The sequence below is a fragment of the Nonomuraea sp. NPDC049695 genome (assembly GCF_040674955.1).
GTDB classification, from domain to species: domain Bacteria; phylum Actinomycetota; class Actinomycetes; order Streptosporangiales; family Streptosporangiaceae; genus Nonomuraea; species Nonomuraea helvata.
The window spans coordinates 18,802-32,600 of the sequence record NZ_JBFANV010000106.1; the positions used below are offsets into that span (position 1 = coordinate 18,802).

13 protein-coding genes are annotated in these 13,799 nt (G+C 68.8%); 5 read left to right on the forward strand and 8 right to left on the reverse strand.

Annotated elements, in window-relative coordinates; genetic code table 11:
• The first annotated feature begins 9 nt into the window (after positions 1-9).
• On the forward strand, positions 10-1,149 hold the full coding sequence (locus AB0J64_RS49025; protein WP_364043486.1) for an FAD-binding oxidoreductase: 1,140 nt from the start codon (positions 10-12) through the stop codon (positions 1,147-1,149).
• A gap of 72 nt (positions 1,150-1,221) precedes the next feature.
• Here the strand turns inward: AB0J64_RS49025 and AB0J64_RS49030 are convergent, their stop codons facing one another.
• Together AB0J64_RS49030 and AB0J64_RS49035 are read right to left on the reverse strand one after the other, a co-directional pair.
• The gene (locus AB0J64_RS49030) at positions 1,222-2,100 is read right to left on the reverse strand and encodes a hypothetical protein (RefSeq protein WP_364043489.1); all 879 of its coding nucleotides are present in this window, start codon (positions 2,098-2,100) and stop codon (positions 1,222-1,224) included.
• Between the two features lie 93 nt (positions 2,101-2,193).
• A complete protein-coding gene (locus tag AB0J64_RS49035) occupies positions 2,194-3,774 on the reverse strand; it encodes an ADP-ribosyltransferase domain-containing protein (RefSeq protein WP_364043492.1) in 1,581 nt (526 codons plus the stop codon).
• 153 nt (positions 3,775-3,927) lie between these two features.
• Here AB0J64_RS49035 and AB0J64_RS49040 point away from each other — a divergent pair, with 153 nt between their 5' ends.
• Positions 3,928-4,593, forward strand: coding sequence for a macro domain-containing protein (locus AB0J64_RS49040; RefSeq protein ID WP_364043495.1), 666 nt, complete (start codon positions 3,928-3,930; stop codon positions 4,591-4,593).
• Positions 4,594-4,638: 45 nt separating this feature from the next.
• Here AB0J64_RS49040 and AB0J64_RS49045 read toward each other — a convergent pair whose 3' ends face one another.
• The 5 genes from AB0J64_RS49045 to AB0J64_RS49065 are packed head-to-tail and all read right to left on the reverse strand — an operon-like array spanning position 4,639 to position 9,353.
• The gene (locus tag AB0J64_RS49045) at positions 4,639-5,712 is read right to left on the reverse strand and encodes a hypothetical protein (RefSeq protein ID WP_364043498.1); all 1,074 of its coding nucleotides are present in this window, start codon (positions 5,710-5,712) and stop codon (positions 4,639-4,641) included.
• Positions 5,709-6,761, reverse strand: a complete 1,053-nt coding sequence (locus tag AB0J64_RS49050; protein WP_364043501.1) for a polyamine ABC transporter substrate-binding protein — start codon at positions 6,759-6,761, stop codon at positions 5,709-5,711. Before AB0J64_RS49050 ends, AB0J64_RS49045 begins: the two co-directional genes overlap by 4 nt.
• 35 nt (positions 6,762-6,796) lie before the next feature.
• Positions 6,797-7,777, reverse strand: a complete 981-nt coding sequence (locus tag AB0J64_RS49055) for an ABC transporter ATP-binding protein (RefSeq protein WP_364043504.1) — start codon at positions 7,775-7,777, stop codon at positions 6,797-6,799.
• On the reverse strand, positions 7,774-8,565 hold the full coding sequence (locus AB0J64_RS49060; RefSeq protein WP_364043507.1) for an ABC transporter permease: 792 nt from the start codon (positions 8,563-8,565) through the stop codon (positions 7,774-7,776). The genes AB0J64_RS49055 and AB0J64_RS49060 overlap by 4 nt, the downstream gene beginning before the upstream one ends.
• Positions 8,562-9,353, reverse strand: coding sequence for an ABC transporter permease (locus tag AB0J64_RS49065; protein ID WP_364043510.1), 792 nt, complete (start codon positions 9,351-9,353; stop codon positions 8,562-8,564). The genes AB0J64_RS49060 and AB0J64_RS49065 overlap by 4 nt, the downstream gene beginning before the upstream one ends.
• 171 nt (positions 9,354-9,524) lie before the next feature.
• On the opposite strand from AB0J64_RS49065, the gene AB0J64_RS49070 reads away from it, so the two are divergent.
• Entirely contained in the window at positions 9,525-10,466 is a 942-nt protein-coding gene (locus tag AB0J64_RS49070; RefSeq protein ID WP_364043513.1) for a LacI family DNA-binding transcriptional regulator, read from the forward strand.
• A gap of 170 nt (positions 10,467-10,636) precedes the next feature.
• On the opposite strand, the gene AB0J64_RS49075 is transcribed toward AB0J64_RS49070, so the two are convergent.
• Complete coding sequence (locus AB0J64_RS49075) at positions 10,637-11,095, reverse strand: MarR family winged helix-turn-helix transcriptional regulator (protein WP_364043516.1); 459 nt, start codon at positions 11,093-11,095, stop codon at positions 10,637-10,639.
• A 107-nt stretch (positions 11,096-11,202) separates the two neighbouring features.
• Here AB0J64_RS49075 and AB0J64_RS49080 point away from each other — a divergent pair, with 107 nt between their 5' ends.
• Both AB0J64_RS49080 and AB0J64_RS49085 read left to right on the forward strand, forming a co-directional pair.
• The gene (locus AB0J64_RS49080; RefSeq protein ID WP_364043519.1) at positions 11,203-12,627 is read left to right on the forward strand and encodes an FAD-binding oxidoreductase; all 1,425 of its coding nucleotides are present in this window, start codon (positions 11,203-11,205) and stop codon (positions 12,625-12,627) included.
• A gap of 745 nt (positions 12,628-13,372) precedes the next feature.
• Positions 13,373-13,798 (forward strand): hypothetical protein, encoded by a 426-nt coding sequence (locus AB0J64_RS49085; RefSeq protein ID WP_364043522.1) that lies wholly within the window; start codon positions 13,373-13,375, stop codon positions 13,796-13,798.
• Position 13,799 lies beyond the last annotated feature (1 nt).

The window sequence follows — 13,799 nt, forward strand, 5'->3', positions numbered from 1 at the left end:
TCCCGTTCGGTGGCCCACGAAAGGACCTTCATGAGCAGCACCCAACCCCGGACCGTCGTCGTCGGCGGCGGCATCATCGGGGTCTCCACCGCCCGCCACCTCGCCCGGGCCGGTGCCGACGTCACATTGATCACCGAGGGGGAGCTGACCAGCAACGCCTCCGGCCGCTCGTTGTCGTGGCTCAACTCCGCGGGGATGCGCAGCGAGGAGTACCACCGGTTGCGGATGGCCGGGATCGACCGCTACCGGACCCTGGCGGCCCGGCACCCGGGCCTCAGCTGGCTGCGTTTCGACGGCGGCCTGACCTGGCAGGCCCCGGAGAACACCGACGACCTGCACCGCGTCCACGAGCACGAGCTGGCGCACGGCTACGACAGCCACCTGATCGAGCCGGGCCGGGTGGCCGACCACACCCCCGGCATCGACCCGGCGGCCGTCTCACCGGCCGGTGCCATCTGGAATCCGGGCGAAGGCTGGGTGGACCTGCCCAACCTCGCCCAGCACCTGATCAAGGAGTTCGCCGAGCACGGCGGCCGTCTGGTGACCAACGCCGGACAGGCCCGGATCGAGACCGCGGGCGGGTCGGTGTCCGGGGTCCGCACCGCCGACGGCGAGTCGTACGCCGCCGACACGGTGGTGCTGGCCACCGGCCCGGCGGTGCCGGCGATGGCCGCCGAGCTCGGCGTCGCCATCCCGGACCAGACGCCGATCTCTCTGCTCGTGACGACCAAGCCGGTCGACACGCCGCTGCGCGCGGTCCTCAACACACCCCGGGCCGCGGTCCGCCCGGCCCCGCACGGCGCCCTCGCGGTCGACTCGGACTGGACCACCGCCGGCATCCGCCCGACCGCCGAAGGCGGCTTCGAGATCGCCGAGGAGATCGTGGCGGAGCTGCTGGCGGAGGCTTCCCGGCTGCTGGCCGGCAACCCGCGGCTGGAGCCGGAGCGCTTGGCGATGGGGCCCAAACCGATCCCCGGCGACGGCGATCCGGTGCTCGGCCGGGTCGACGAGATCGGCGGCCTCTGGGTCGCCTTCACCCACAGCGGCGCCACGCTCGCGCTGATCGCGGGTGAGCTGCTGGCGTACGAGATCAGCACGGGCCGGGCGCACCCCATGCTGGCCCCGTTCAACGCGCGCCGGTTCCGGTAGGCCGGCGCCCGCTCGCTCAACCGGTCACGGGCGGACGGCACTCCCGTCCGCCCGTGATCGGGACGCCACGTGCTAGGAGAACCAGTTGGCGCCGAGCTCCTGGATGGTCCTGCTGCCTTTGGGCACCAGCAGCGCCTCGCTCAGCACCTGGTTGACGCTCTTGGCGTCATTGACCATGGCGAACAGGAAGAACGAGCCGCCATCCGCCGTACGGAAGCCGAAGACCGAACCGTGGCCGGCGAACGCGACGTACAGCCCCTTCTGCACCGCGCGGAACGCCTTGCGGCTGTAGCTGTTCCTGGCCAGGCGGTAGCCGGAAGCGCCCTCTTTCTTCTTGCCGTTCCAGAAGTTCAGGTACTCCTCGGCCACATCGCGCGCCACGGCGTTGTCCATGTCGGTGACATAGCCGTCGGCGTCGAGCAGGGGCTTGGGCATTCGCTGCCCCCAGTGCACCGGGGTCGCGACGGCCAGCTTGAAGGACTGCCCGGGGGAGCGGAAGAACGCGAGCACGTGCGGGCGGGCATGGCCCTTGGTGTCCGCATAGGTCGCCTGCGCGATGAACCAGTCACCGATCGACGGCTGCCGCTCCGGCCTGGGCAGGTAGACCGTCGGGGCGCCGGTCAGGTTGATCGGCTTATGTCCCGGCTTCCACCCGAAGGTCTCATGGTTGCGTTCGAGAACGCCCTCGTGCAGCGCCCCCTCGACGAACAGCGCTTCGAGCCGGGCGTTCTGCCGCCACCACTTGCGCTTCTTGAGCGTCGCGTTGTACCTGCCCACCCACTCCCGCACGGCCTGGCTCGCCTGGGGGGCGGTCAGCGCCGCCTTGGTGGCGGAGGGAGTGGGGATGGCGCTCGTGGAAGACGCCTCGGGGGTGGGCGTGGGCGCGCCGGCAGGCCGGGGCGCCAGCCGCTGAACCGCACCGCAGCCGGACAGGCTCAAGACAAGAGCCATGATCAGCAGCCTTCCGCGCACCGGCACCGACCCCCCCAAGACCAGGCAAAGACATGACCGAAAAGAACATATCGGACAGTCCTGCCGAGCTGCTCACGCCACCAGCGGCTGCTCGGCCAGTTCGGTCAGCTGTACGGTGCACAGCCCGCCGCGCTCGGTCTTCACGCCGGTCACCTCGAACTGCGTGCCGGGCGCCAGGATGAACTCCTCCTCGCCGGTGAACGCGGAGAAGCTCCGGATCCCGACCGCCCGTACGGGGTGCACCTCGAACAGCGTCCGCTTGCCGCGCCGCCCGAGGAACGCCTCGGCCACGCTCAGCTTGGAGGTGCACGAGGAGACGCCCCACCACGTCACCGTCCGGCCGAGCGGGTACTGCGCCCGCAGGTCCAGCGAGACCCCGCGCCACAGCGGCTCCTTGCGGGCCGGCAGCCGCGAGACGGCCGAGAACAGCAGGCGGAGGTACGGGAGGTACGGGACGATCCGGCTGCGGTCGGGATTGCGCAGGGTGGCGTTGATCTGCCGGTAGAACGCCGACTCACAGGTGTAGAGGTGGAGCGCCGCGATCTCGTCGACGGACAGGTTCGCGCCCGCCAGGTTCTCACCGAACCGGCACGACTGCTCCACGTGCCAGTCGAGACCGGACAGCAGCTTGGCCACCGGGGCGACCGCCTCGCGGAAGTCCATGAGCGGCGTGTCGAACACCCCAGTGATCGCCGGCAGCACCAGGCCTTCGTCTTTGACGCTGGCGAGGCGTTCGAGGTAGAGCTTGTGCAACTCCATCGTGGAGTTGATGAACGCCCCCATGCGGTCGGCGTCGGCCCCGCCCGCCTGGTTCCAGCCCTTGCTGGGCAGCCAGTCGATCTCATCGGCGCCCAGCGCCCTGAGCGCCGCGTTCACCAGGGCGAAGTGGTCGCCGTCGCAGAAGATGTCGCCCTGTGCCGCGGGGTTGGGATGGTCGATGTGCCTGACCTCCACCTCCGGGTACTTCTTCTGCAGCCGGAGCACGACCTCCTTCAGGTTCCGCGCGTGCGCACCCCACCAGGCGAACACCACGCCGCGATCCTCCTCGGCGGCGTTCTGCTTGGCCTTCAGGATCTCCTCGACGAGCCGCTCGACGACCGGCCGCCAGAACGCGGTGTGCCGGTCGGCGCCCATCGAGCGGTCGCCGCTGGCGGTGAGCGCCGCGTTCAGGAGCAGCACGCCCTGCGTGAGCATCGCCTGGAACCACTCGGGCGGCTGTACGGTGTCGTGCTCCTTCAGCAGCGCGCGGATGTCGGCGATCGGCGTCTTCTTGGGGATGCCGTGCTTCCACATCGCCGCCGCCTTGATGATGCAGCGGATGCTCACGACCTTGCCGAACGTGCTGTCCGCCCAGTCGTGGAAGGTGTTGTCGAACATCGCGATGCCGGTGGCGCTCTCAACCCGCGGGTACGGGTTCTGGCCGAACACCACGACCTTCCACTTGTGCGGCGGGTTCGGCTTGAGTGCCTGGAAGGTCAGCTCCCGTACGGGCACGACGTCCGGGCCCCGGCCCGGGCCGATGAACGTGGCCGCGTCCGGCTGCGCCTCGATGACCGGCTTCAGCAGTGGCAGCCACGGCTCGCCGCCGCCCGCGAAGAGCTCGGCCAGGGCAAGCGGGTCGTTGGGGTCGGGCGGGGTGGGGGTGTTGCTCATCGCGGGCTCCCGATTCGGCGAGGGGTGATCGAGGAGGAATTGTGCCGTGAGAAAGCCCGTGATGCGATCTCTTGCCATGATTCGCGGGAATGTCGGTGGGGCCCGCTATCTTCGTGACCCTAGAAGATCACCTTTCCAGTCCCGGAGTGGCCCGTGACCGTCAAGCAAGCGCTCAAAGTCGTCCTGGTGGATGTCAACGCCAAGGTGGTGGAGTCCTGGCTGGCGGCGTTCGCCGACACGCCTGAGGTGGAGATCCACAAGGGGTCGATCCTCGGCCGGCACGTCGACGCCTGGGTCAGCCCCACCAACGCCCGCGGCCGGATGGACGGCGGGGTCGACGCGGTGATCAAGCGGCACCTCGGCGCGGGCATCCAGCTGAAGGTCCAGCGGGCGATCCGCGACCAGTTCGACGGGTCGCTCCCGGTGGGCAGCGCCGTGTGCGTGCCGTCCGGGGCCACCAATCCGAAGTTCCTGATCTCGACGCCGACGATGGTGCAGTCGGCGCAGAACGTGAGCGAGACGCTGAACGTCGCTCTGGCCTGCGCCGCCGCGTTCCAGGCCATCCACATGCAGAACGAGAAGGAGCCGGGCAGCATCGAGTCGGTGGCGCTGGTGGGCATGGGCGCGGCGACGGGGCAGGTGCCGCCCCGCGTGTGCGCCAACCTGATGTGGACGGGCTACACGCTCTTCCACGACTACGCCTTCCGCGATTACGGCGACCTGCGGCAGACCATTCTCCAGCAGCTCGACGACCTCGACAGCAGGCCTGAGACCGAGCGGGTCCGGATCCAGCCACCCGCCGACCGCACCCGAGGCTGAGCCGAGACGGCGCGGCACGTCTCGGCCACCCGGCCGGCCGGGTGCTCACTCCACGCTCGCGAGCTCTCTCTCGAAGCGCTCGCGCAGCGCGGCCTTCTCGGGCTCCGGCAGCCAGCACGCCTCCACCCCGGCCAGCGCCATCGCACGCAACCGCTCGTCCGTCACGGCGAGCTGGTCGGAGAGGATCCGGTACTCGTTCGCCAGCGACGTCGGGAACATCCCGGGGTCGTCCGAAGCGGGGATGACGTTGAGCCCGGCCTCGAGCATCGCCGCGATCGACGCCCGCCGCCACGGCCGCCACGAGCGCCGCGAGGTGGTCGAGATGACGGTGAACGGGATCTGCTCGTCCCTGACCCTCGCGACCACCTCGTCGTCCTCGAGGACGAAGTAGCCGTGGTCGATCCGGTCGCACCCGAGCACGTCGAGGCAGGTGATCGTGTTCGCGGCGACGGGCGCGTGCTCGGAGGAGTGAGCGGTACGGCGGAGCCCGGCCTCACCGGCGAGCCGGAAGGCGGCCTCGAACCGCTCAGGCGGCCCGGCGGTCTCCAGGTTGTCCAGCCCGATCCCCGCCACGTAGTCGTGCGGGTGGTCCACCACCGTGCGTACCCAGGAGAGCGCCTCCTCGCCCGACGTGCTCCGGTCGATGGCCGCGATGAGCCTGCCCGACATGCCGAAGTCGCGTTCCGCCATCCTGATGCCCTCGGCGTACGCCTCGATCACCGTGGCGTAGCCGAGCTTCTCCTGATGTTCGGTCAGCGTGTCGAAGGAGAGCTCGAGATGCCTGGTCGCGCTGGTCCGGTGGGCGGCCTCGAACGCCTCGTAGGTGATCCTGGTGAGGTCGTCGGCCTCGCGCAGCACCTGCAGAACCCACGAGGAGACCTGGAACAGGGAGTAGGAGACCTCGGGCTCGTCCGCGCTCCTGCCCTGCGGCACCGGGATCCGGGTGTTCAGGTAGAGGGCCGGGTCCGGCGGGAGCGAGTTCACGTCCGCGTAGATCCGCTCCGGCGTGTCGGGCAGGTCGAGCCCCTCCCGCCTGGCCAGCTCGGCGAAGGTCGAGGCGCGCACGGTGCCGATGAGGTGGCAGTGCAGATCGACCTTGGGCATCAGGTCCAGGTTCACTTGCCGGCCACCTCGCGGGTGAAGCGGTCGACCCAGGTGGCGCGGGTGTCGACGAGCTGGGCGGGGTCGAGGGTCTTGAACCCGGCGGCCACGGGGTCCTTCGCCGCCTCGCCCGTCACCTTGGCGATGTCGGCCGGGATCTCGGCCTTCGGGTTCGTGGGCAGGTCACCGACGGCCTTCGCCATGGCGCTCTGCGCCTCGGCCGACAGCATGTAGTCGATGAACTTCGCCGCCCCCTGCTGGTTGCGTGCGCCCTTGGGGATCATCGCCCGGTTGGTGGCCATGTAGCGGCCCTTGGCGGGAGCCGTCCAGGCGATCGGCTCGCCCGAGGTGACGAGCTTGGTGGCGAAGCCGCTCAGCGCGTCGGCGGCGACGATCTCGCCCTGGGTCAGCAGGTTCGTGACCTCGGTCGAGGAGGTGTAGAACTGCAGGACGTTCGGCGCCCAGCCGGCCAGGGTCTTGAACGAGGTGTCGATGTCGTAGGGGCCCTTGCCGTACGACTCACCCACCCCCGAGACCATGAGTTGTCCGGCGGTCACCGAAATATCGGGGAGTGCGACTTTCTTCTTGTTCGCCGGGTCCGCGAACAGCGCCCAGTCGGCGGCCTGCTTCTGGCTGAGCTTGCCGGTGTTGTAGATGATCCCGTTGAGCTGGTGCGTGTAGGCCGGCCCGTCGTAGGCGCCCTCGGTCGCGAACGGCGCGAGGTGCTTCATGTTGGGCACGTCGACTTTCTGGAAGAGGCCGTCCTTCTGCCCGAGCGCGGCGAAGTAGTCGGAGATCAGCACCACGTCCGCGTCCGGCTCGCCCTTGGCGAGCTTCAGCTTCGACAGCCGGTCGGAGTTGGAGCCGGTGTCCAGCTCGACCTTGATCCCCGTCTGCTTGGTGAACGGCGCGACGACCGCCTGCTCGAACTCCTTCACCCCGAAGGGGAAGGTGCTGACGACGATGGTGTTCTGATCGGCCTGCTTCTCACCGGAGCCGGAGCCGGAACATCCGGCTGCGGCGAGCACGGTCAGAGCAGCGGCCAGTACGGCGCGGCGCGTGGGCATGGGTCGTTCCTTCTTTCGACGGGCTTTCAGCGGCTTCAGCGGGGGAGTGGGACGAGATGGTCGTCCGGCGCGAGCACCGTGACGCTCGATCCAGGTGTCAGGGGCTTAGCGCCGCTGCGTACGTCGGCGAGCAGCCTGACGGTCGCACCCGACGGGTCGATCGCGTCCAGCGAGACCAGCAGGTCGACGCCGCGGAAGGCCACGTCGACCACCGTCGCGTCCAGCCCGTGACCGTCCTCGGCGATGCGCAGATGCTCGGGCCGGATGGTCAGAGGCGTGCCGTCTGCCGCGGTGAGGAAGTTCTCGTAGCCGAGGAACTCGGCGACGAAGCGGTCGGCCGGACGGGGGAAGACCTGCTGAGGAGAGCCCTGCTGCACGATTCTGCCCTCGTTCATGACGACCATCTCGTCGGACATCTCCAGCGCCTCGTCCTGGTCATGGGTGACGAGGACGACGGTCAGCTCGGTCTCCGCCTGGATGCGCCTGAGCTCGGCCCGCATCTGGACGCGCAGGCGCGCGTCGAGGTTGGACAGCGGCTCGTCGAGCAGCAGGAGCTTGGGCCTGATCGCGATCGCCCTGGCCAGTGCCACCCGCTGCTGCTGCCCGCCGGAGAGCTTTTTCGGCTTGCGGTCGGCCAGGTGCGCGAGCCCGACGAGCTCGAGCGTCTCCATGACCCGCGACCGTCTTTCCGCGGACGGCACCTTGCGCAGCTTGAGCCCGTAACCGACGTTGTCGGCCACCGTCATGTGCGGGAACAGCGCGTACGACTGGAAGACCATCCCCAGATCCCGCTTCTCCGGCGGCGTGCGCGTGCTGTCGACCCCGTCGATGCGGATCGTCCCCGACGTCGGTACGGAGTAGCCCGCGACCATCCTGAGCGTGGTGGTCTTGCCGCAGCCGCTCGGGCCCAGCAGCGTCGTCAGCTTCCCTGACGGCACGGCGAGGTCGATGTCGTCGACGGCGGTGAAGGAGCCGAACCTCTGGGTGACTCCGATCAACTCGGCGGCGGCGGTCATTGGTTGATCCCTCCGAAGATCTTGGCGAATCCGACCGTGCGCTCGGCGATCACCGCGATGACCACGGTGGCGGCCAGGATGAGGGTGGAAGCGGCGGCGACCATCGGGTCATAGGACTGCTGTACGTAATCGAGCATCGTCACCGGCAGCGTCCGGAAGTCGCGTCCCTGCAGCAGGAGCGAGAGCGGCACGTTGTTGAACGACGTGACCACGCTGAGCAGCCCGGCAGAGAAGATCCCCGGACGCAGGACGGGCAACGTCACGTTGAAGAACGCACGCAACGGCGAGGCGCCCAGACCCCGGGCGGCCTCCTCGAGCGTGGGGTCGGCCAGCGCGAGCGAGGCCCCGGTCACGCGCACCGCGTAAGGCAGCATCAGCGCCGTGTGCCCGACCAGCAGGGTGCTGAAGTTGTCCAGGTCCAGGCCGATCATCAGCTGCTGGAACAGCGCCAGACCCACGACCAGCTCAGGGACGATGAGCGGCGACAGGAACAACCCCTCGACCAGGCCCTTGCCAGGGAGCTTGCCACGGTGGACGGCGAGCGTGACTGGCACGCCGATCAGCAGGGCGAGCGCGGTGGCGAGGACGGCGAGCTCCAGGCTGGAGATCGCGGCCCCGATGAACGGCTCGTAGCCGAGCGCCTCGTCGAACCAGCGCAGCGAGATCCCGTCGGGCGGGAACCTCAGGGTGCTTCCCGCCGTGAAGGCGGTGGCGACCACGAACATGATAGGCACGATCATGATGACGTAGCCGATGACCGCGAGCGCCGCTGTGATCGGCCGCTTCATGAGGTGGCCCCCTTCCGCCCGATCAGCGAGGACAGCCCGGAGACCAGGAAGACCAGGACCGTCATGATGAGCGCCGTCGCCGAGGCGGAGGCCCAGTCGACCGTGGTGCTCGCGTAGTTGAAGAGCTGCGTGGAGAGCATCCGCTGGCTGGACCCGCCGAGCAGATAGGGCGTGGTGTAGGCGGTGACGGATCCGGCGAAGACCAGGGTGGCGGCCACCACGATGCCCGGCATGGTGAGCGGGATGACGACGTTCCACATCGTCCGGATCCTGCTCGCGCCGAGCCCGCGCGAGGCGTCGTCCAGGCCGGGATCGACCTGCGCGACGGCCGAGTAGCAGGAGATGATCGCCAGCGGCAGGAACAGCTGCGTGAGGCCGAGGACGATCGCCAGCTTGGTGTAAAGCAGCTGCGGCGCCACGTCGACGACACCGAGCTGGACGAGCAGCTGGCCGAGCGCCCCCTTGGAGCCAAGGATCACCAGCCAGCCGAACGTCCGCACCACGTTGCTCAGCATCAATGGGAAGATCGCCACTGCCAGGAAGACCCCGCTCCAGCGCGACGGCGAGCGGGCGAGCCAGTAGGCGATGGGAAAGCCGAGGACGACGCAGATGATCGTGACAGCCAGGGCCAGCCCGACCGTGCGCCCGATCACCTCCAGGTCGTAGGGATCCTTGAGCATCTCGCCCAGGCGCGCGAAGATCTCGCTGGTCGCCACGTCCGGCGGCGCGAAGAGCATCGCGGCGGAGGGGATGAGGAAGCCTGCGACGAGAAGGACGAGACCAGGCACCAGCAGAAGGGCCGATGTGCGGGAGATGTCGGCGTCCTTTCTCAGTGGCGTACGCTTGGATGGAACCGGTTGCGGAACCGGTTGCATGAGCCTGACCATAGATTATGAGCGGCCTCGCGCACAAACCCCCCGTGTGAAATCCGTGTGACAACGACAACTCAAGGAGGATCGGTGCCGACACTCGCGGACGTCGCCGCACTGGCCGGGGTCTCCAAGGCGACGGCCTCCCGGGCCCTGGGCCGGCCGGACCTGGCCGCCCCGGAAACGGTGGCCCGCGTCCGCGCAGCCGCCGAGCAGCTCGGATTCGTCCCCAACCGGGCAGCCACCCAGCTGGCCCGCGGGCGGACCGGGGTGGTCGCCGTCGTGGTGCCCACGCTCGACAACACCTTCTTCACCCCGATCATCAGCGGCGCCCAGGCACGCGCGGCCGACTCGGGCATGCAGCTGACCATCGCGGTGCACTCCCTGGAGCACGCGACCCAGCTCGCCGCGGTCGAGCAGCTGGCGCATCAGGTCGACGGCTTCCTGCTCGCCGCGCCCCGAGGTTCGGACGAGATCGTCCGCGCCGCCGCGTCGTTCAAGCCGACGGTGCTCATCGACCGCGAGATCGAGGGCATGACCTCGGCGGTCGCCGACACGGCCACCGCATTCGGCGCGCTCGTCAGCTGGTTCGTCGCGAAGGGCCACGAGCGCATCGTCTACATCGGCGGCCCGGCGGGCTCCTGGCAGGATCGCCAGCGCCAGGCGGCCATCCGCGCCGCGGCCGAGTCGAGCGGCGCGACGCTGACCATGCTCGGCCCCTACCCCTCGACGTTCGCCGCCGGGGTGGAGACGGCAGAGGCCGTGGTGGCCGCCCGCGCCACCGCCGTGGTGCCCTACGCGACCTCGATCGGCCTTGGCCTCATGTTCGTCCTGCTCCGCCGCGGAATCCGCGATGTCGTGGTCAGCTCGGAACGCATGATCGTGGAGAGCCTCGGACTGGGTGACGTTCCCTCGATCGACGTGGACGGCGAGAAGCTCGGGGAGGTGGCCATGGACCAGCTCATGACCCTTCTCGGGGAGCGCAAGGAGGCACCACCCACCAGACGCCGCCTCACCGTCCCGATCAGCTAGGCGGATCGTCCGCAGAGGGGTCCGGTCCGCCTCGCGGACCGCGACACCCTCGCGAGCATGGTTGGCAAGAGTGCCTTCTGGCCGGTCCGTCACACACGACGCGTCCCCGCCTCACACCTTCGCCTTGGGGCCATGAGGGGTTGGCTCGCTCCCGACCACCCGACGACACATCAGTTGTGCCTGTCCCCGTGATGATCGGCGAGGCGGGTGAGCAGGTCGATCAGGTTCCGCCGGTCGGCCGCGGGCAGCGGCGCGAGGAACTCGTCCTGGGCGGCGGCGAGCAGCCGGTCGAGGTGGGTGAGTTGCCGTCGGCCTGCCTCGGTGATGGTGATGATGTTGCGCCGGCGGTCTTCCAGGTCGGGTGCGCGCTTGAGGAGTTGCCGTTCGGCGAGGTCGTTGACGGTGGCCACCATGTCGCTGCGGTCGATGCCGGTGCGGCGGCCGAGGGCGGCCTGGCTGGCCGGTCCGTACTCCTCCAGCGCGGCGAGCAGGGAGTAGTGGTAGCGCCGAACGCCGACCTGGGCGAACGCTTGATCGACGATCCGGTTGGCGATCTGTGCTGCCTGGTTCGTCAACCTGCTCGGCAGCGTGCGCAGCCGCTGCGGCGGCGTTCCCTCTGCGGCGTCCACGGGGACAATCTAGCAAATTGTTGGCTCTACCCACGATTAGGAGTATTGTTGGCTCAACCAACGTTGGCCGACCCAACATTTTCATCGTGTAAAGGCGGATACCTGACATGTTCGATACGAACTCCGCGGCCTGGCACGACGTGGTGAGCCTGGGCGCGTCGATCCGGGGGCGCACGCTCTACCCCGGTGACGAGGGCTTTGAGGAGGCCTGCTCCGGCTGGTTGCTGACGGTCGAGCACCGGCCCGCGGCGATCGTGGTCGCCGCCGACGCGGATGACGTGGCCGCCGCCGTCCGGTTCGCGGCGGAGGCGGGACGCCCGGTCGCGGTGCAGTCCACCGGGCACGGCAAGTCGGTGCCTGCGGATGGAGCCGTGTTCATCGCCACCGGGGAGCTGCGAGAGCTGTCGGTGGACCCACGTGCCGGCACCGCAAGGATCGGAGCCGGGCTGCGGTGGGGCGAGGTGCTCGCCGCGGCGGCCGAGCACGGCCTCGCGCCGCTGTGCGGCTCCTCCGGCCAGGTCGGGGTGATGGGCTACCTGACCGGCGGCGGTCTCCCGCTGGCCGGCCGTACGTACGGCTTCGCCGCCGACCACGTCCGCTCGCTCGACGTCGTCACCGCCGACGGCCTGCTCCGCACCGTCTCGCCCGACCAGGAGCCCGACCTGTTCTGGGCGGTGCGGGGTGGCAAGAGCAACTTCGGTGTCGTGGTCGCGGCCGAGATCGAGCTGCTGCCGCTGCGCACCGTCTACGGTGGCGAGCTTTACTACCCCGGCGAAGACCCCAGGCACGCCGCCCACGTGCTCGGCTCGTACCTGGCCTGGGTCAAGGAGCAGCCCGACCAGATGTCCTCATCTGTGACGCTGCTGCGTTTGCCCGACGCGCCGCAGCTGCCCGAGGAGTTCCGTGGCCGCTCGTTCGTGCAGGTCCGGGTCGTCTACACGGGGGAGGAGGAGCAGGGCGCTCGACTGGTGGAGCCGTTGCGTGCGCTCGGCCCGGAGAAGGACACCTGCCGCGCGATGCCGTACGCGCAGATCACCGAGATCTACCAGGACCCCAAGAACCCGGTCATGGCGCACCTGCGCAGCGCGTTGCTGCACGAACTGGACGACGAGGCCGTGGAGGAACTGGTCTCGTTCGTCGACCCGTCGGAGCCCGGGGGCCCGTTCCCCGGCATCGAGCTACGTCACCTGGGCGGGGCGCTGAACCGCCCGCCCGTCCGCTCGCACGCGGTCAGCACCCAGGGCGCGGCCTTCCACCTGTGGCTGCGGATGCCGGCCCCGCCTGGGCAGGCCGACGCGGTACGCAAGGCCGCCGACCAGGCGCTGGACCGGCTCCGGCGCTGGGACACCGGCGCCATGCTTCCAGGGTTTCTGTTCGACCACGACTCGGCTCCCGAGCGGGTCAGGCGGGCCTACGCCGAGGCGGACTACCGGCGGCTGGCCGCGCTGAAGGCGAAGTACGACCCGAACCACCTTTTCCGCATCAACCACAGCATCCCGCCGTTCAGTAAAGGTGAGCGCACCCGATCCTGAACGGCGCAGGACATGAGGTAAGGGATGGGTCGATGGCGGCAGATATGAGCGACGACTGCCGGCAAACGCACGGCGCCGATGTCACAGCGTCGTCGTTTTCAACCGCCGCGACCAGATCTTGTACGTGCGCATCCTGCGGGTCGATATGGGGTTTTCTCTCATTGGATCAGCGGCACGGTCGTTGGGAGTCGTCGGCGCGGGGTGCTTTTCGGGTGACGCGCGTCCGCGAGCAGCAGACGGCCCTGATCGTATTCGAATTTCCGGGACGCGGTCATATCGAATAGGATCGCCCCTTGAACGCGGCGTGAGAATTTCTGGCCACATTGGGCCATGATTATGCTGTGCGGGTCTGACCTGGTGTGATCCTGTCGTCGCGGAATGGGCGGGGGAGTGGTGCGCAAGGTGGTGATGTCGCGGCGTAGGGGTTTGGTCGTGTGTTGGCATATCTGTTGTCAAGGGTGTATGCATAGAGGGTGTCCTGCAAACTACGGGCGGCAAGGCACGCGTTTTGACTCGACCACTGGAATCGATCGGCCTTGCGAGGGCGGTAGGTCCCAGAGCCAAGCAGATCCCGACGGTCTGCCGATTCATTTAATGGCTTGGCTCTTGACGGATTTGCCATGCCTTTCTTTGGCTAGAGGAAGGCAGCCTCGACCGAAGCGGTCGGGTCTCTGAATGGCTTTTCTGAGCTTCCTGCCGGCAAATGAGACACGAGGCTTGACGCTCCAGCCCGGAGGAGGCCGGTATGGCCATGAATGTGAAGATCGTACGACTCTATGTCTCCAGCGTCGCCAACGGCACGGTGGACGACACCCCCAACGAGGTCGGCGGGAACCCGCGTTCGCCGTTCCATCTGATGCTGCAGGCCGACGCGAGCGACTCGGCGGGCGATAACAAGGTCAACTACAAGCTCATCATCAGCGCCCGTTCGACCTCGGGCAACACCACCACCTTCGCTACCAGAGTCCTCGACGAGCAGGCCGGCGTCCCCGGCAACGACTGGAGCTCGGTGGGCCCGCAGGCGAACAACAACGGCTACGTCAAGCAGTCGACCTACCGGATCAACGCGGCCGACTTCCAGGCCAACGGCCTGTACGAGCTCGTCGCCGTACTGCGCCTCGGCGACGGCAGCGTATCCACCGCACGCAGCAACGAATTCTTCATCAGCTGAC